Source organism: Nannocystis punicea (assembly GCF_026965555.1).
GTDB classification, from domain to species: domain Bacteria; phylum Myxococcota_A; class Polyangia; order Nannocystales; family Nannocystaceae; genus Nannocystis; species Nannocystis punicea.
On record NZ_CP114040.1, the window covers coordinates 8,214,357 to 8,232,258 of the forward strand.

A 17,902-nucleotide genomic window follows, 5' to 3' on the forward strand; every position below is an offset into this window, starting at 1 on the left:
TCGCCCGGTCCGCCCCGTCGATTCGGACTCTCGAATCAATGTCTATTCGAACATGTCCTTTTAGACATCCAATGATTCCCACCGCCGAGCCCGAGCGAAGCTTCGACATGCCCCTTGGGTCATGTCCTAAAAATCACGCCGAGCGACCCGTCGACGCGGGCGAACCCGCTCGTGCGGGCCCGCGATGGCGCGCCCGCGGTCCGAATGAGGGGCGTTGCCGGGCGGCGCGAACGGTTGTATCCGTAGCGGATGCCGACCGACGACAGCCGCGAGGCGGCGAGCGCCGCCGCGGCGACCCTGCCGTACAGCGAGTCGCCGGCCGCGCGGGCCGGCGTGCGGCGCTTCAGCCTCACCGTGGTCGAGGGACCGACCGCGGGGGCGACCTGGCAGTCCTCGACCGATCGCTGCTCGATCGGCTCGCACCGCAGCAACCACGTCCTCGTCGACGATCCGACGGTCTCGCGGTTCCACTGCGAGATCGTGGTCGACGAGGCCGGCGCCCGCGTGCGCGACCTGAAGAGCCGCAACGGCACGGTGCTCGACGGCGTCAACGTGCTCGAGGCGTTCCTGCGCGCCGGCAGCCTGCTGCGCCTCGGCAAGACGGTGCTCCGCTTCGAGCTCGGCCTCGAGGTCAACCGCCTGCCGCTGGCCAGCGAGCCGCGCTTCGGCTCGCTCACGGGCGCCTCGGCGCCGATGCGGGCGACCTTCGCCCTGCTCGCGCGGGCGGCCGAGAGCAGCGCCACGGTGCTGCTCGAGGGCGAGACCGGGACCGGCAAGAGCCAGGCCGCGCGCTCGGTCCACCGCGAGAGCGCGCGCGCGGGCGGCCCGTTCGTCGTCGTCGACTGCGGGGCGATCCACGGCAACCTCCTCGAGAGCGAGCTGTTCGGCCACGAGAAGGGCGCCTTCACCGGCGCCACCGATCGGCGGATCGGCGCCTTCGAGGAGGCCTCGGGCGGCACCCTCTTCCTCGACGAGATCGGCGAGCTCCCGCTCGACCTCCAGCCCAAGCTGCTGCGCGCGCTCGAGGCCCGCGAGGTCCGGCGGGTCGGCTCCAACAGCCACCGCCCGGTCGACGTGCGCCTCGTCGCCGCCACCAACCGCGACCTGCGGACCGAGGTCAACCTCGGCAAGTTCCGCGCCGACCTCTACTTCCGCCTCGCGGTCGTCACCATCCGCATGCCGCCGCTGCGCCAGCGGCCCGAGGACATCCCGGCGCTGGTCGACGAGATCCTCGCCGCGCTGCACGCCTCGCCCGCCCAGATCGAGCCGCTGCGCGACCCCGCCTTCCTCGCCCGGCTGCGCCACGCGGTGTGGGCCGGCAACGTCCGCGAGCTCCGCAATTACCTCGAGCGCTGCGTCGTCCTCGGCCCCGGCCAGCCCGAGCCCGAGCCCGGCGAGGCCGGCGGCGACGGCTTCGTCGTCGATTCCGCGGCCCCCTACGCCGCCGAGCGCGTGCGGGCCCTCGCCGACTTCGAGCGGCGCTACTTCGCCGGGCTGCTGCGCCTGCACGACGGCAAGGTCGCGCGGGCCGCCGACGCCGCCGGCATCGATCGCGCCTACCTCTACCGCCTGCTGCGACGCCACCGCATCGAGCCGTAGATGGACCGCGACCGCGACGACAGCGGGCTGGGCCGCGCGACCGCGCCGCTGACCCGGCCGGTGGCCGTCGCGCCGGCCGCGGCGGAGCTGTCTCTCGGGCCAGGCAGCTGGCTCAAGCACTACGAGATCATCCGCGAGCTCGGGCGCGGCGGCATGGGCCGGGTGTTCCTGGCCCGCGACACCCGCCTGGCTCGCCTGTGCGCGATCAAGCTGCTGCACGCGTGGGGCGGCGAGCGAGCCGGGCGGTTCCTGGCCGAGGCGCGGGCCACCGCCCGTTGCCGGCACGAGCACATCGTCCGCGTCTACGAGGTCGACGAGGTCCAGGGCTGCCCGTACATGGTCCTCGAGTACCTCGACGGCCGCCCCCTGCGGGCCTGGCTCGACGAGCGCGAGCCGCTGAGCCCGCGGCAGGCCGCCGAGCGCATGCTGCCGGTGGTCCGCGCGCTCGAGTGCGCCCACGCGATGGGCATCGTCCACCGCGACCTCAAGCCCGAGAACGTGCTCGTCACCGAGGCCGGCCAGGTCAAGGTGCTCGACTTCGGGGTCGCCAAGCGGCTCGCCGGCGACCCTGCGAGCTGGCTCGTGACCGACGGCGCGGGCGGCCCCGGCGACGGCCACACCCTCGCCGGCGATCGCGTCGGCACGCCCGCGTACATGTCGCCCGAGCAGTGGCTGGGCGAGGCCGTCGACGCCCGCACCGACCTCTGGGCCGCCGGCATCGTCCTCCACGAGCTGCTCACCGGCGTCCACCCGCTCGCGCCCGTCAGCCCCGCGCGGCTGGCCACGGTGCGCGACCTGGCCGCGCCGATGCCGAGCCTCGCCGCCGCCCGCCCCGACCTCGGCCCGATCGCCGGCCTCGTCGACGCCTGCCTCGCCAAGTCGCCCGCCGACCGCCTCGCCTCCGCTTCGCTGCTGCTGCGCGCCCTCGTCGCCCTCGTCACCGACGACGCGCCCTCCGACCTCGACGCCGCCCCGTTCGCCGGCCTGTCCGCCTTCCAGGAAGCGGCCGCGGCCCGCTTCTTCGGCCGCGAGCGCGACACCGCGGCCCTCCTCGCCCGCCTGCGCCAGCAGCAGCTCGTCGTCATCGCCGGCCCGTCGGGCGCCGGCAAGTCGTCCCTCGTGCGCGCCGGCCTGATCCCCGCCCTCAAGCGCTCCGGCGGCCGCTGGGACGCCTTCATCCTCCGCCCCGGCCGCCGCCCCCTGGTCGCCCTCGCCGACGTGCTCGCCCGGCTCTCGACCGATGAGCCGCCAGGCGCCGCCGACCCGTCCGCAGGCCCGCGACGCGCGCCTCCGCGCACCGCCGACGAGCCGCCCGGCCAAATCGACGTGCTCGACGGCCGCCGACGCGCGCCGACGCGCGTCGCCGACGTTCTGCCCGGCCCCCTCGACACTCCGCCAGGCGCCGACGACCCGCCCGCCAGCCCGCGAAGCGCGCCTCCGCGCACCGCCGACGACCCGCCGCTCCCCGCCCCGCCGGCGACCGACCCCGACGCCCTCGCCGCCCTCCTCCGCGACCGTCCCGGCCACGCCGGCGCCCTCCTGCGCGCGCGCTGCCGCGCGGGCGAGCGCCACCTCCTCCTGTTCGTCGACCAGTTCGAGGAGCTCTACACCCTCGGCGCCGCCGCCGACGAGCGGGCCACCTTCCTCGCCTGCCTCGAGAGCGCCGCCGACGACGCCTCCTCGCCGGTGCGGGTGGTCCTCGCCGTCCGCTCCGACTTCCTCGACCGGGTCGCCGAGGACCGGCGGTTCACCAGCGAGGTCACCCGCGGCCTCGTCCTCCTGCCCCCGCTCGGCCGCGAGGCCCTGCGCGACGCCCTCGTGCGCCCGGTCGAGGCGGCCGGCTACCGCTTCGAGGGCGACGACCTGGTCGACGAGATGCTGGCCGCCCTGGCGAGCACCCGCTGTCCGCTTCCCTTGCTCCAGTTCACGGCCGCCCGGCTGTGGGACACGCGCGACGGCGCGCGTCGCCTGCTCACCCGCGCCAGCTACCGCGGCCTCGGCGGGGTCGCCGGCGCCCTCTCGACCCACGCCGACGCGGTCCTCGCCACCCTCTCGGCCCGCGAGCAGCAGCTCGCGCGGGCGATCCTGCTCCGCCTCGTCACCCCGGAGCGCACGCGCGCCGTCGTCGGCCTCGCCGACCTGCGCGCGCTCGCCCCGGGCGGCGACGCCGTCGTCCACGTCGTCCACCACCTCGCGGCCGCGCGCCTCCTGCTGATCGCCGCCGGGGACGAGCGCGACGGCGGGGCCGTCGAGCTGGTCCACGAGTCGCTGATCGAGCGCTGGGCCCGGCTGCGCCAGTGGCTCGACGAGAGCCGGCAGGACGCGCACTTCCTGGCCCGCCTGCGCGCCGCCGCCGGGCAGTGGCGCGCCAGCGGCCACGCCGAGGGCACCCTGTGGAGCGAGCGCGCGGCCGAGGAGGCGCGCGATTGGCTGCGCCGCGCCCCCGAGGCCGCCCGCCTGCCGCTCGGCGCCGACGAGGCGCAGTACCTCGCCGCCGTCGTCGCCCGCCTCGAGCGCGCCGAACGCCGCCGCCGCCGTCGCCTCCTCGCGGTCATCACCGGGCTCGCCGCCGTCGCCGCCGTCGTCTCCTGGCTGGCCCTGCGCGCCGACGCCGAGGCCCGGCGGGCCCGCGACGAGGCCGCCCGCGCCGAGGCCCAGGCCGCCCGCGCCGACGACGAGGCCCGACAGGCCCGCAACGCCAGCCGCATGGCCGCCGCCCGCGAGCTCGAGACCCGCGACCCGACCACCGCCCTCGCCCTCGTGCGCGAGCTCGAGCCGCCCGACCTCCCGCGCGAGTGGGCCGACCTGGCCCTGCGCGCCCGCGACGACGGCCTCTTCACCGCCGTCCTGCCCCACCCCGCGCGCGTCCACCACGCCGCCTTCGCCCCCGACGAGCGCAGCGTCGTCACCGCCGCCGAGGACCACGTCGTCCGGCTGTGGCAGGGCGACGACGCCCCGCGGGAATTCGTCGGCCACACCGCCAAGGTCTGCACCGCCGCCTTCAGCCCCGACGGCCGCACGATCGTCAGCGCCTCCGCCGACGGCAGCGTGCGCGTGTGGGCGGTCGACGGCGGCGCCCCGCGGGTCTTCCGCGGCCACGAAGGTCCGGTGTTGTCGGCCGCCTTCAGCCCCGACGGCCGGCGGATCGTCAGCAGCGGGGCCGATCGCACCGTGCGCGTGTGGGCGGTCGACGGCGACGGCCCGCCGCTGGTCCTGCGCGGCCACGCGGGCCCGGTCCCGTGGGCCGCGTGGAGCCCCGACGGCCGCCGAATCGCCAGCACCGCCCACGATCTCTCGACGCGCATCTGGTCGGCCGAGAGCGGCGACGAAATGCGATCACTCGCCGGCAGCGACCACTGCTACGTGGTCGAATGGAGCCCCGACGGGGCGCAGCTCGCCACCGCCTGCAACGACGACCTCGCCCGGATCTGGCACGTCGCCGATCCGTCGGCCCCGCCCCGTCTCCTGGCCGGTCACGAGGGCGCGGTGATGGCCGTCGCGTGGAGCCGCGACGGCCGGCGCGTGCTCACCGGCTCGTACGACGCCACCATCCGCGTGTGGCCGGTCGACGGCGAGCGCCCGCCGCAGGTCCTCCGCGGCCACGACAGCGCCGTCCGCTCGCTCGCGTGGAGCCGCGACGGCCGGCGGATCCTCGCCGCCTCCTGGGACCGCACCGCCCGCCTGTGGCGCCCCGAGGGGCGACCGCCGCCGCGGGCCGTGCACGCCCACGAGCAGCTCATGCACGCCGCCGCCTTCGCCCCCGACGGCCGGGTCGCCATCGCCGAGCACGACCACGTGCGCTTGTGGGACCCGACCGGCGAGCGCCCCGATCTGCTCCTGCGCGGCCACGCCAGCGCGATCTACGGCCTCGCGTGGAGCCCCGACGGCCGGCGCCTCGCCACCGCCTCGACCGACGCCACCGCGCGCGTGTGGAGCCTCGACGGCGGCGAGCCGCAGGTGCTGCGCGGCCACGCCGACTGGCTGGCCGGCGTCGCCTGGAGCCCCGACGGCCGGCGGCTCGTCACCGCCTCGGGCGATCGCACAGCGCGGATCTGGGACGCCGGCGACGGCCGCGAGCTCGCGGTCCTGCAGCACGACGAGGCCGTCAACACCGCCGAGTGGAGCCCCGACGGCGCACGGATCCTCACCGCCTCGCTCGACAAGATCGCCCGCCTCTGGCGAAACGACGGCGGCGACCTCCAGGCCCGGCTGCGCGGCCATCACGAGTCGGTGCTGTCGGCCGCGTGGAGCCCGGACGGTCGCCGCGTGCTCACCACCTCCGAGGACATGACCGCCCGGATCTGGGACCCCGACGCCGCGACCGAGCTGCTCGCCCTGCGCGGCCACGTGGGCGGCGTCTATCGCGGGGCGTGGAGCCCCGACGGGCGCTGGATCGCCACCGCCTCCAAGGACCGCACGGTGCGCGTCTGGCCGGCCGACGGCGCCGGCGACCCGCTCGTCCTGCGCGGTCACGAGGCCACCGTGTACACCGCCCACTGGGACCGCGAGGGCCGGCGGATCGTCAGCGCCGGGGCCGACTACAGCGTGCGCCTGTGGACCGACCTCGAGCCCCTCACCCGCGTCGACGACCCCGAGCTGTGGAGCGCCACCCGCCACTGCATCGCCGTCGAGCGGCGAGTCGCGCTGCTCAACGTCTCGACGGCCGCCGCCGCGGCCGCGCGCGCGGCCTGCCTGCAGCGCGTCGCCCTCGCCGCGCCGGCGCTGTGAACGAGGGCCGCCCGGCGCTCCTCATAATGAACTCGAGGACATGTCCTCATGAACATGTCCACATAATCATATGCGAAGCGAGCGACCGCGATCCCGGCCCCGAAAGCGCCGGCGCGCGCGACGGCCCGGGCCGCCGCGCGCGCGGTTCGTGTCCTCGTCAGAGAATCACTGCGGCGGCATGACGCCGCAGTCGTCGACCTCGCTGGGGACGCAGCCTTCGCAGTCCCAGCGGAAGTTGTCGAGGAGGGCGGTGCTCGTGTAGTTCGAGTCGCCCATGTCGGTGATGAAGAAGCCGATCGTGATGTCGGCGCCCGGCTGGACGCCGCCCTTGGCGGTGAACCAGTCGGAGCAGGCGTGCTGCTCGAAGCCGGTGCCCTGCAGCTGCGGCTCGGCGTAGGTGTAGCCCGGGCCGAGGTAGTACGGATCGAGCGCGGTGATCGTCAGCGGCAGGCCCTTGGTCTGGTCGTTGGGATCGGGGATGAAGGTGACGTTGCCGGTGTACGGCTCGACCGGAGGCATGGCGTTGGGGTCGGCCGGGGTCGGGTCCACCTGCCAGGCGACCAGCAGGTCGTTGAACGAGCTGTCGACGAACACCGGCCACTCGCCCGAGCAGAACACGAAGTCGAAGGTGTAGCCGAAGGTGCCGGCCGGGACCTTGGTCTTGAACGTGAACCACAGCTGGTCGTCCGGGTCGCCGCTGGCGATGTCGAACCACTGGTGCTGCAGGGTGTCCGAGCAGTCGTTGACGCCGTCGCAGCCCTTGAACGGGGTGCCGCCGAGGCCGCCGTTGCTGCCGTTCTTGGCGACCATCGGCGCCGGCATCGTGTCCGGCAGGTCGGGGTTGGCGTTGTTGCCGACGAAGCCGGCCTGCGAGTTCGGCGGCTGGACGACCACGCCCTGGCCGTTCGGCGGCGTGACCGTGCCGGTGCTGATGATCAGCATGGTGTCGCCTTCACGCGGGCTGTAGAGCAGCTTGTTCGGCGTGTTGGCGTCCATGTCGTGATCGTACGTGTAGGTGCCGAAGCCCTTGGCGATCTGCCACGACGCGTTGTCGACCGCGTTGAAGCTCCAGTCGGTGATCTGGATCGAGTTCGCGGGGTTGTCGTTGCAGATGCCGATCGCCTTGTGCGCCTGGGTCTTGTCGGCCTTGTTGGCCAGGTCGAGCGCGTTGTCGCAGACGACGTACTCGGCCGGGGCGTTGCAGGACGCCGGGAAGAACGGGGTGCAGTCGTTCTTGCAGAAGTCGCCGGGGCCGCCGTTGACCTCGTTGCCGTCGTCGCACTGCTCGCCCCGCTCCTCGATCCCGTTGCCGCACTCCGGCGGCGTCGGCGTACAGTCGGGCTCGCAGCCGTCGCCCGGGTCCTGATTGCCGTCGTCGCACATCTCGGGCTCCTGCACGGTGCCGTCGCCGCACGCCGGCTCCGGCGTGGACGTCTGGCAGTCCGCGCTGCACTCGTCGCCGTCCTCGGTGTTGCCGTCGTCGCACACCTCGCCCTGCTCGGGGATGCCGTTGCCGCACACCGGCGTGGGCACGCAGCTCGGCTCGCAGCCGTCGCCCTCGACGTCGTTGCCGTCGTCGCACTCCTCGTTGCCCTCGACGACGCCGTTGCCGCACACCGGGTCCATGGGGCCGGTGTCGACGGCGGTCGTCTCGGTGTCGGTGACGCCATTGGTGGTGTCGGTCGTGGCCGCGGTGGTCGTGTCGCCCGAATCCGAGTCGGTGCCGCCCCCGTCGGTGGTCGTCGGCGCGGTCTCCGACGCCTGCGTCTGGGTCGTCGTCGGGTTCCCGCCGTCTTCCGTGGTCGTGTCGGTGGTGTTCTGGCCCTCGGTGGCGGTGCCGGTCACGTTGCCGTCGTTGTCGCCGCACGCGGCGAGCAACAATGTGCTCAGTCCAATGCTCAAGTGTCGGGTAGTCATTCGGCTGTTCCTCTGTGTATTCGGTCGGCCTTCGATCGCGCGATGGACGCGATCGCGCATGGAAAGCCCACGGTACCTCACGGGGTATACGGGGTCCGTCGACCTCGAGAGATGAGACTCACATTCACGTCAGGACGGCCCAGCGTGACGAACCCCCGGATCTTGCCGTGGAAGGGCCGACGGAATTGATGTCTGGTGGCCGCGATTCGCCCTTCGTGACCAGCACGACGCCGTCGCCTGTTGACTGCGATTCAATGTCATCATGGATATCCCGACACGCAGTGTCGGTGTCCGACCTGCAGCGCCGTCCGGCCCTTCGACGTGAGAATTTTCGAATCTGGAGACGTGCCGCACGATCCCCGTCGGTGGGCGCGCGACTCGGGACGAAAGCGAGCGCACTGGCGGGGCCAGCGCCTCTCTGCGCGAGGGTGTCACCACGACGTGTCGCCACGATTGGGGGCTCGCGATATTCGCCCCACCGGCGCGTGAGCGGCCCCTCGCAGCCCGACGCGCGCGGTCCTGCGGTCGCGCAGGTGACGAGACCGCGCCCTGCAATCCGAGCAGTCGCTCGCAGCGCGGCCGCGTCCAGGAGCACGGCAGCTCGGTGACCACGAATCCCGAGGACCACGAAATCCGTGGTCGCGCGGAATCACGCCGGCGAATCATCACCAGCCGGCGAGCAACCGGTCGATGCCTCCTGGCCGCGGGACGGACAATGACCCTCGAGTCATGTCCGAATAGACATGACCCGAGAGTCATCCACATGTGAAGCGCGCTGGGGTCGCCGAGGATCGGCATGTCCCTTCGGACAGAACAGGGCCGAATTCAGCCTCCTGCGGCCTCCACTGCGGCCAGGTCCGGCCCGTGTGCGACGCTTCAGCGACCCGTCAGGGCGCCTGGCACAGGTTCCACTCGGAGTTGACGCACAGCTTGCCGCCGTTCATCCCCGCGTTGGTCGCCTGGACGTTCTGGCACACCCAGTTGGTGCCGTCGATGCAGGCCTCGCCGACCTGCTTCTCGCCGCTCGAGCACTCGGCGATGCAGATGCACTCGCCGGTGCCGAACTTGATGAACGTGCCGTCGGCGCAGTTCTTGGGCACGTCCGGATCGTCGCAGGCCTGGCCGAGGCTGGGGTCGCCCGAGAAGGGCACCGAGCCGAGCGAGAACTCGCCGTAGCAGGTCTCGCCGCCGGTGGTCGAGGTCGGCGTGCTGCTGTTGGTGTCGTTGGTGTCGCCACCGCTGGTGTCGCCGCTCGGGTTCCCGCTCGGGCTCCCGCTCGGATCCCCGCTCGGGTTCCCGCTCGGGTCGCCGCCGGTGTCGCTCTCCTCGGTGGTGCCGGTGGTCGAGTCGTCCGGCTCGCCACAGGCGGGCGCGAGCAACAGCGCGGCGAGGGTCGTGAAGCGGAGGGCGTTGGAGCTGTAGATCGTGGGCATCTGTCGTTCTCGCTACCGAGATGCCGGCCGAATCGCGCTGTCGCAGCGGTCGCACGCTTCGATGGTTGCGCCAGCTCACATGCCCGCGGCGCGCCGACGCCCCGCGAGCACGTCTCGTCGACGCTCGTCGCCGACACACGGACTTCGAGCCGCGCCGGCCCCACCCGCCGCGCCGTCGTCGATCCCCGCGCACGTCTCGTCGACGCTCGTCGCCGATGGCGGGCGTCGAGCCTCGCCGACCCACCCGCCGCGAGTCGAGCCCCAGGCGACGGATCGCGCGGCATGCCGCGATCCAAAGGACATGCCCCAAAAGACATCTTGGGACCGCGCGTCGACCTGCCCCGCTGCATTTGCGGCCGCGGGTGCGTCCGCCCGCCGCACCCGGGTTCGTGTCCCAGCCTTCATGCTAGTGTTCCCGCATGGTCGACCCGTCCTGCATGCACTGCACCCGCTGCGCGCACGACGTGGCGGTCGAGTACGAGAACTCCGCGGCCGCGCGCCGCTGGTGGCGGCTGTACTTCTTGATCCCGCTGTTCTTGCTGCCCGCCTCGCCGTTCCTCGCCTCGGACTACGTCATCTGCCTGCCGTTGATGATGTCGTACATGGTCGGCATGGGCCCGGTGCTGAGCATCGTCCGCGAGGCGCCGACCTGCGCCGAGTGCGGCGCGCTGATCCTGCCCGAGGAACAGGACCGCGCCGCCGCGCGTACACGCGCCGCATGCGTGCCCTGACCCTCGTTCTCGCGCTCGTCGCCTGCCACGGCGGCCACGACTCGCCCCCCTCGACGACCCCTGAAGGGTCGCGCGCGCCGATCGCCCTGACCTACCTCGGCGTCGCCGGCTGGCAGCTCGACGCCGGCCCGACCACCATCCTCGTCGACCCCTACTTCTCGCGCCCCGACCTCGACGGCCCGCTGACGCCCGACCCCGCCGCGATCGCGGCCCACGCCCCCGCGCGCGCCGACGCCATCGTCATCGGTCACTCGCACGTCGACCACGTCCTCGACGCCCCGGCCGTGGCCGCCGCCACCGGCGCGCAGCTGATCGGCAGCGAGAGCACCGCCCGCCTCGCGCGCGCCAGCGGCCTGCCCGCGACCAAGATCGTCCCCGTCCGCGGCCACGAGCGGATCGCCGGCGACGGCTGGTCGGTGCAGGTCGTGCCGAGCCTCCACTCCAAGATCGGCGATCAATTCCTCGGCGGCCAGATCGCCGAAGGGCCGCAGCTGCCGCTGCGATTCGCCGACTACGCCGAGGGGGGCACCTTCGCCTATCTGGTGGAGGTCGCCGGCCGACGCGTCCTGTTCCTCGGCACCGCCAACTTCATCGAGGCCGAGCTCACCGGCCTGCGCCCCGACATCGCAGTGATCGCCACCGGCCTGCGCGAGAAGGTCGACGACTACACCTGCCGCCTGTTGCGCGCGCTCGACCGGCCGCCGCTCGTCTACGCCAATCACTTCGACGACTGGGAGGCTCCGCCCACCGACGAACCCGTCACCGACGACCTGAAGGCCTTCGTCGCCGAGGTCGAGCAATGCGCGCCCGGGACCCGGGTGGTGATCCCCCGCCACTTCGAGCGCATGGAATTGCCGTGAGCCTGACCCCTGGCGGCAGCTCGAGGCGCTGATGCAGGAATGCGCCGACCGCCGCCCCGACCGCCGCCCCGGCGCCCACGGTGAATACCGCGTCGGCCACGGCGACGCAGCCCCCGGCTGGAACGATTGGATGTGGCAAGTCGAGGCCATCGAGCCGCTCGAACGCCCCATCGCCGGGGTGCTCGCCCGCTACCGCGAGCTCGAGAGCGCCGAGCTCGCGCACTGCCAACTCGCCGCACGAACACGGACGACGCACGCCCCGCCGACGACGCCGGCGTCCGCGCCGCAGGAGCCACGGAAGCATCGTCTTTGACGCCTCGCGGACGAGGCCGCTCGGAGCGACGCTCCGATTCATTATTCGTACGAACCGCTCGAGCCTCGCTCCGGCGGCGTCGCCGTCGCACGCGCCGGCCGACGCGCCTGCGGGTGCGACAGCCCTTAATCGAGCAGGAAGCGCAGGAAGCGATCGATGCGCCCCAGCGCCGCGGCCAGCTCGTCGTCGTCCTTCACCGCGGTGAAGCGCACCCGCCCCGCGGAGCCCGGGCCGAACGCGCTCCCGGGGACCGCGGCCACCTGCTGCTCTCGCAGCAATCGCCGGCAGAATTCATCCCCGTCGAGCCCCGTCGCGCGGACGTCGGCCCACGCATAGAACCCGCCCTCCGCGGGCTCCACGCGCAGCCCGCCGAGGCCCGCCAGGGCGCGCGTGAAATCGGCGACGCGTCGCTCCCACGTCGCCCACAGCTCCGTCATCCGCGCCTCGCCGGCCGCCGCCAGCGCCACGCTCGCGGCGTGCTGCGCGATCGAGCTCGCGCACGTCGACAGGTGCTGCTGCGCCTTCACCATGCGCGCGATCAGGTGCCCCGGCCCGTACGCGTGGCCGATCCGCCAGCCGCCCATCGCGTGGCTCTTGGTCAAAGACATCAGCCCGATCGTCCGCTCGCGCATCCCCGGGAGCGACGCGATCGGCGTGTGCCTGCGCCCGCCCCACGTCACCGCCTCGTACACCTCGTCGGCGATCACCACCCAATCGTGGGTGCGCGCCGCGTGGGCCAGCGGCTCGAGATCGTCGCGCGTGTGCACGATGCCGGCCGGATTGTGCGGACTGCAGAGGATCACCGCCCGCGTCCGCGGGCTGCTCGCCGCCGCCAGCGTCGCCCCCGTCGCGCACCAGCGCCGCGCCGGATCGGCCGCCACGCGCACCGGCGTACCGCCGAGCAGCGCGATCGTCGGGGCGTAGCTGACGAAGCACGGATCTTCGACGAGCACCTCGGCGCCGCGCTCCATCACCGCCAGCAGCGCGAGCATCAGCCCCTGCTTGCAGCCGGCGGTGGCCATCACCTCCGCGGCCGGATTCACCCGCAATCCATACACCCGCAGCAGCCGCTCCGCGACCACGTGCAGGAACGACGGCTCTCCGCGGGCCGGCGCCTGGTGGGTGTGTCCGGCGTGCATCGCCGCGGTGGCGGCCTCGACGATGAACGCCGGCGTCGGCTCCGCGGCGCGCCCGGCCGACAGGTCGATCATCGGCTCGCCGGCCGCGCGCCTCGCCGCCGCCGCGTCGGCGATCGCCACGGTCAGCGACGCATCGACCGCGTCGATCGTCCTCATCGCCGGCTCCGCCCCTCGCGCCCGTCCAGGTGGGCGTACGCCCGCTCGAGCAGGAGCGCGTGGTACTGTGAATAGTTGGCCGCAGTCGGCGGCAGGCGCTCGGCGACCTCGGCCGGGTTGCCCTCGAGGATCTCCCCGTTCGGGCGGATCGTGTGACCGATCGACCACATGAATTCGACCAGCGGCCGGTCCGTGCCCGGCATCTTGAGCACCTCCGACCACTCCCAGGTGTTGCTGAAGCCGCCGGTGGGCATCCCGATCGTGTGGCCCAATTCGTTGTCGACGATCGTCGCCGCGAACTGGTCGAGGTGCGAGCCGCCGCCGGGGCCGAAGAAGCACACCAGCGGCCCCGAGAAGTGGACAGCGGCCGGCTTCACCACCCCGTCCGAGTCGGCCGGCAGGTGCGCCAGCTTGAACGGCACCGCCTCGCTGAAGCTGCGCCCCGCCTCCAGCGCCGGGATCACCGAGCCCTCGAGCCACGCCAGCAGGCGCGCCCCGCCGTCGTCGCTCTCGAACACCCCGGCGTCGGTCGCTCCGCCGCCCACCAGCTCCGCCCGCTTCTGCGCCACGAATGGCACCACCACGTCGCTCAGGCGGAGGTTGCCGAGCGTGGACTTGAACGGCCGACCCGTCATTCGCTGGATCGCGTACACCCCGAGCGAACCGCCGCGCGAGCCGGTCGCGTCGACGATCAGCGCGTGCTCCAGCAGCCGCTCCTTCTCGGCGTACGCCATCAATCGATCGACGTCCGCCACCAGAGCGCGCCGAAACCCCAGCCAGCGCAGCAGCACCGCCTTGCGCCCGTCGGTCGGCCGGAACAGCTCGTAGGTCTCGGTCGCGTACGCGAGCGACATGCCCGGGTACTCGGGCCGCTGCGGCCCCGCCCAGCGGACCTGCTCGGGCGGGAGCCACGGCAGCGCCACCTCGTACGTCGTCCCGTCGCTCGCCCGCAATTCGTAGGTCACCCGCTCGCCGAAGCGGTCGGGCGGGAGCTGCCCGCTGCGCACGTTCAGCTGGGCCGACAGGTTCCACCAGAAGTTCTCGCGCGTCGAATAGGGGTAGTACGGCTCGACGCTCGCCACGTACTCGGCGAGCGGCCGCCCGTCGACCCCGACCACCCGATCGCCGCGCTGCGGCACCCGCGGGACCTCGGCCGCGGCGAAGAACGACTCGTCGAGGTCGGCCACGAACACGGAGAATTGTGATTGCCCGTAGTCGGTGGCGAAGCGCAGCGGCGCCTCGGCCCGCTCCTTCCAGCCGGGGACCACCAGCCCGCCGTCGACCGGCCGGACCTTGAGGTGGCGATCCTTGCGCGCGTTGCTGATCTTGACCAGCGCGTAGAACAGCTCGACCTCCGTCTTCGCCGCCACCAGCTCCGGCGCGAACGCCTCCATGCCCCCGCGCACGTCGAGCGCGAGCCGCTGGTTCTTCACCGGCGAGAACGCCTCGCGCCGCGCGGTCTTGTCCCAGATCTCCGCGAACAGGCGCGCCCGCTGCTCCGCGGTCCCGAGCGGCCCCGCCGCGGCCGCCGGCTCGCTCGCGGGCGACGAAGCAGCGGTGGGCGACACGGTGGTGGCTCTGTCAGGTTTGCACGCCGACGCGACGAGACCGAGGACGATCGCCGCGGTTGCGGAAAATCGTGTCATGACGGGTGCGAGGATAGGCGCAGCGAGCGGGCGGGCGCACGCTCGCGCGACAACCGCCATTTCCTCGCGTCCCCGCAATCGCAGCACCCGGCGCCCCGCCCGCCGCCGCGTTCGGGCCCGCGGCGGCCAATCTCCACAGTGCCCCGCGACGCAGTCGGCCCTCTGGCGGCGACGACGCACGAATGCGACCCGTCTCGCGCAGGGATCTTCACACCCCATCGAACCGCTTGACAGGCCTGGCCGACGTATGTCCATGCGCCCCTACGAATCGCCGGGTCGAACGGGCGCACGCATGCTCCTTGCCTGATGCCCGGGGTGACGAGGCCGCGGATGCCCGCCGCCCTGAAACTTCGGACGACGAGCCGCGGCCGCTCTCCGCCGCCGCCTGGACCGACACCGCGGATGTTCTCGGCCGATCGCTGGGCCGACGAGCCGATGTCTGGGCCGATGAGTCGCCGCGCTCACTGCCGTGATACCCTGGCCGCGTGAGCGACCCGATCTCGCCCCCCGGCCTCGTCCTCGTCCCCCGCGCGGCCCAGCGGCGTGTCCGCTGGAAGAACGACGGCGGCTGGACCACCGAGCTGGCAGCGCGACCCGAGGGCGCGAGCGAGTTCGCCTGGCGGGTCAGCGTCGCCGAGGTCGACGCCGACTGCACCTTCTCGCACTTCCCCGGCATCGACCGCAGCATCCTCGTCCTCGCCGGCGCCGGCTTCGACCTCCACGTCGACGGCGAGACCCCGGCGCACCTGCGCCTCGGCGGCCCGGCGCACGCATTCTCCGGCGATCGCGGGGCCACCTGCACCCTCGTCGGCGGCCCCACCCGCGACTTCAACGTCATGACCCGCCGCGGCCAGCTCCGTCACGCCCTCACGCGCTCCCAGGCGCCGACGACCCTCGAGCGCCGCCCCGGCCTGACCTGGGTCGTCCACGTCGTCGACGGCCAGACGACCGTCGGCGGCGCCCCTGCGGCCGCCGGCGATTGTGTAATTGTGGAACATGTCCCCGAGGACACATCACCAGTCGCCCTCGCCGGCGACCTCGTGCTCGTGCGGCTCGAGCGAGTCTGACAGCGCGTACCCGCCCTGCGGCGAGTCACTCACAGCTTCGTCACCGTCACCGAGCGGATGCTGTACTGGCTGTGCTGCGTGGAGTCCGAGTCGAACGCGAAGTTGTAGCCCCACTTGCCGACGAACTGCGGGTCGTCGATGTCCCAGGTCGCGGTCACCCACGCGTCGCCCTCCGGGATCGTGTACCACCCGCCGGTCGACTTGTAGCCGCTCGCTGCCTCGTACTTGAGGTTGAAGCCGGCCGACTGGGCGCCGTTGCGGCGCAGCACCGCCTCGACGCGGATCGGCACCGTATCGTAGGACAGGAAGTTGGGGTCGACCGTGAACGACTGGGCCGGCCTGTCGCCGACGTCGCGCGCCGGCACCCCGTCGATCGTCACCAGCTTCCCCGCGCCGAGCGGGTGCAGCCCGCTGTCGCCGCCCTCCGCCGAATATGCGATCGACGGCGCATCGGTGAAATCGCCGCCCCACGGGAACGGCTTCTCGCGGTTGGCGATCGCCTCCGCCAGCACATCGTCGGCGACGCCGACGAACAGCGTCGGCGCCCCGGTCAGCGTGAAGGCCGTGCCCTCCGACGCCTCGCCGGTCCGCGGGTCGACGATCTGCAGCGGCGCCGGGAACGTCAGCTCGACCGTCAGCCCCGGCCGGGCCCACGCCACCATCACCGGGCCGTCGTCGCCGGCGAACACGAAGCCGTGGTACTCGCCGCCCGGCACCAGCCAGCCGCGGTATCGGGGGATCGATCCGAGCCGCGCGACGAGGGTGGTCATCGCGGTGTACGACAGGCGCTGCTGGTCGTCGCCGGTGAGGAGCCCGAACGGCCCCGAATCACCGTCGCGGCCCTCGAACCAGTGGACCCGCGTCACCCCCTGCGCGATCGCCATCGTGTACGCCTTGACCAGAGTGTCCGCCTGCTGCTCCGCAGTGATGTCGGCCGTCACCGGCTGCCCGATCTCCGTAAACCACACCGGCGCGTCCGCGTTGTCCGGGTCGCGCGCCGCCAGCATCTTGCGCAGGGTCGGCACGATGCTCATGTACTCGGCCTCCCAGCCGTCCTCGACGAGGTCGAGGATCTCGTACGGATGCACCGTGACGTAATCGAAGTGCCCCGCCGCGCCGGCGAGGATCGTCTGCTCGAGCCAATGGACGTGGTTGCTCTGGGCCGCGAGCCCGACCTGCACCGCCGGGTCGACCGCCTTGACCGCCTCGTAGGCCGCCTGCACGATCGTCGCGTACGCCTCCGGCGACTTGTTCTCGGTGAAGTTCGGCGGCTCGTTCCACACCTCCCAGTGGTACATCCGGCCGAGCGTCTTGCCGAGCAGCGTGGTGATGAAATCCTGCCAGCCCGGCAGATCGTCGACCGGGAACGTCCCCGGCGACTGCGTCGAATAATAGAGGATCCCCGCGACCTGCCAGCCGTTGGCCTCGGCGGTGTCGAGCCGCGCCTCCGGCTGGCTGTTATCGATGCCGCGCAGCCAGGTGACTCCGGTGGCGGCGATCGGCGCGGCCCACACGTCGAGGATCTGCGACGACGAGTGCGAGCTGGCGATCCCCCACGGGCTCTCGACCGGATCGACGATGCCGTCGGTGTCCGCGCCTGTCGAGGTGCCCTCGCTGTCGCTCCCGCTCGTCCCGGACGTGTTCGCCGACGTCGTCCCGGTCGACGACGTCGGTTCGCCGGTGCTCGTGGTCGGCGTCCCCGAGAGCGTCCCGGTCGTCGTCGGCTCGCTCCCGGTCGTGCTCGTGCCCGTGCTCGTGCTCGCGGGGCCCTGCGTCGCCGCCGAGTCGCCGCCGCCGTCGACGCAGCCCGCGAGGACGCAGAGGAGCCAGGGGACGAGCCGGAGCGCGGGCGTGGGCGTCATGCGGCGATGGTGGCCGGCGCGATCGGCCGCGTCCACCGTCGACGATCGCGGAGCCGCGGCCCGTATCACGGCGCACCGCGAATTCTCGCCGCTCCGACGCACCGCACCCGGGAGAGCTCACGTCATTCGCCGCGCGGGGCCGCTGCGCCCCGCGATGGGGCCGCAGGGCAGCAGGACGGGCCCCGACGCGATCGGCGTGAATCCACCGAGCGCACCGCCGCACCTCGCTCTCACTCTGCACAAAAGGACATGTCCGAAGCGACATGGCCTTCAAGACATTCATCATCGACCCTCGCCCGACCCCGTGAGGACCTCCGAGGTCCCGGCGCTCGTCTGCCCCGATGGCCTCGCGTGGCCTCCCTCGGAGCGTTCGCTCACACCTCTCGCCGCGCGCTGCGATCCTTCACCGGCGGCGTCCGCGGCCGCGTTGCGACGGCGCGCCCGCCCTCGT

Annotated in this window: 11 protein-coding genes; 6 read left to right on the top strand and 5 right to left on the bottom strand. The window is 73.1% G+C overall.

Going from position 1 to position 17,902, the window contains the following annotated elements:
- Positions 1-249 precede the first annotated feature (249 nt).
- Entirely contained in the window at positions 250-1,599 is a 1,350-nt protein-coding gene (locus O0S08_RS31570) for a sigma 54-interacting transcriptional regulator (RefSeq protein ID WP_269033077.1), read from the top strand.
- Complete coding sequence (locus O0S08_RS31575; protein WP_269033078.1) at positions 1,600-6,327, top strand: nSTAND1 domain-containing NTPase; 4,728 nt, start codon at positions 1,600-1,602, stop codon at positions 6,325-6,327.
- A 165-nt stretch (positions 6,328-6,492) separates the two neighbouring features.
- Here the strand turns inward: O0S08_RS31575 and O0S08_RS31580 are convergent, their stop codons facing one another.
- Positions 6,493-8,229 carry a DUF4215 domain-containing protein gene (locus O0S08_RS31580; protein WP_269033079.1) on the bottom strand — a complete coding sequence of 579 codons (1,737 nt, stop codon included), beginning with the start codon at positions 8,227-8,229 and terminating at the stop codon, positions 6,493-6,495.
- A 902-nt stretch (positions 8,230-9,131) separates the two neighbouring features.
- Positions 9,132-9,677, bottom strand: a complete 546-nt coding sequence (locus O0S08_RS31585; protein WP_269033080.1) for a hypothetical protein — start codon at positions 9,675-9,677, stop codon at positions 9,132-9,134.
- Between the two features lie 419 nt (positions 9,678-10,096).
- On the opposite strand from O0S08_RS31585, the gene O0S08_RS31590 reads away from it, so the two are divergent.
- From O0S08_RS31590 to O0S08_RS31600, 3 genes are read left to right on the top strand one after another with little or no spacing between them, the layout of a single operon-like run.
- Complete coding sequence (locus O0S08_RS31590; protein WP_269033081.1) at positions 10,097-10,408, top strand: hypothetical protein; 312 nt, start codon at positions 10,097-10,099, stop codon at positions 10,406-10,408.
- A complete protein-coding gene (locus tag O0S08_RS31595) occupies positions 10,396-11,268 on the top strand; it encodes an MBL fold metallo-hydrolase (protein ID WP_269033082.1) in 873 nt (290 codons plus the stop codon). Before O0S08_RS31590 ends, O0S08_RS31595 begins: the two co-directional genes overlap by 13 nt.
- A gap of 31 nt (positions 11,269-11,299) precedes the next feature.
- Positions 11,300-11,581, top strand: coding sequence for a hypothetical protein (locus O0S08_RS31600; RefSeq protein WP_269033083.1), 282 nt, complete (start codon positions 11,300-11,302; stop codon positions 11,579-11,581).
- 125 nt (positions 11,582-11,706) lie between these two features.
- Here O0S08_RS31600 and O0S08_RS31605 read toward each other — a convergent pair whose 3' ends face one another.
- Together O0S08_RS31605 and O0S08_RS31610 are read right to left on the bottom strand one after the other, a co-directional pair.
- Entirely contained in the window at positions 11,707-12,876 is a 1,170-nt protein-coding gene (locus O0S08_RS31605; protein ID WP_269033084.1) for a pyridoxal phosphate-dependent aminotransferase, read from the bottom strand.
- Positions 12,873-14,522, bottom strand: coding sequence for a hypothetical protein (locus tag O0S08_RS31610; RefSeq protein ID WP_269033085.1), 1,650 nt, complete (start codon positions 14,520-14,522; stop codon positions 12,873-12,875). The genes O0S08_RS31605 and O0S08_RS31610 overlap by 4 nt, the downstream gene beginning before the upstream one ends.
- 485 nt (positions 14,523-15,007) lie before the next feature.
- On the opposite strand from O0S08_RS31610, the gene O0S08_RS31615 reads away from it, so the two are divergent.
- Positions 15,008-15,589, top strand: a complete 582-nt coding sequence (locus tag O0S08_RS31615) for a HutD/Ves family protein (protein ID WP_269033086.1) — start codon at positions 15,008-15,010, stop codon at positions 15,587-15,589.
- 29 nt (positions 15,590-15,618) lie between these two features.
- On the opposite strand, the gene O0S08_RS31620 is transcribed toward O0S08_RS31615, so the two are convergent.
- A complete protein-coding gene (locus O0S08_RS31620; RefSeq protein WP_269033087.1) occupies positions 15,619-17,451 on the bottom strand; it encodes a glycoside hydrolase 5 family protein in 1,833 nt (610 codons plus the stop codon).
- Positions 17,452-17,902 lie beyond the last annotated feature (451 nt).

Bases quoted from the DNA above. Each gene is read 5' to 3' on its own strand.
- O0S08_RS31595 (WP_269033082.1), top strand. From the start codon at position 10,396: ATGCGTGCCCTGACCCTCGTTCTCGCGCTCGTCGCCTGCCACGGCGGC.
- O0S08_RS31620 (WP_269033087.1), bottom strand. From the start codon at position 17,451: ATGACGCCCACGCCCGCGCTCCGGCTCGTCCCCTGGCTCCTCTGCGTC.
- O0S08_RS31570 (WP_269033077.1), top strand. From the start codon at position 250: ATGCCGACCGACGACAGCCGCGAGGCGGCGAGCGCCGCCGCGGCGACC.
- O0S08_RS31605 (WP_269033084.1), bottom strand. From the start codon at position 12,876: ATGAGGACGATCGACGCGGTCGATGCGTCGCTGACCGTGGCGATCGCC.
- O0S08_RS31575 (WP_269033078.1), top strand. From the start codon at position 1,600: ATGGACCGCGACCGCGACGACAGCGGGCTGGGCCGCGCGACCGCGCCG.
- O0S08_RS31590 (WP_269033081.1), top strand. From the start codon at position 10,097: ATGGTCGACCCGTCCTGCATGCACTGCACCCGCTGCGCGCACGACGTG.
- O0S08_RS31600 (WP_269033083.1), top strand. From the start codon at position 11,300: ATGCAGGAATGCGCCGACCGCCGCCCCGACCGCCGCCCCGGCGCCCAC.
- O0S08_RS31610 (WP_269033085.1), bottom strand. From the start codon at position 14,522: ATGACACGATTTTCCGCAACCGCGGCGATCGTCCTCGGTCTCGTCGCG.
- O0S08_RS31585 (WP_269033080.1), bottom strand. From the start codon at position 9,677: ATGCCCACGATCTACAGCTCCAACGCCCTCCGCTTCACGACCCTCGCC.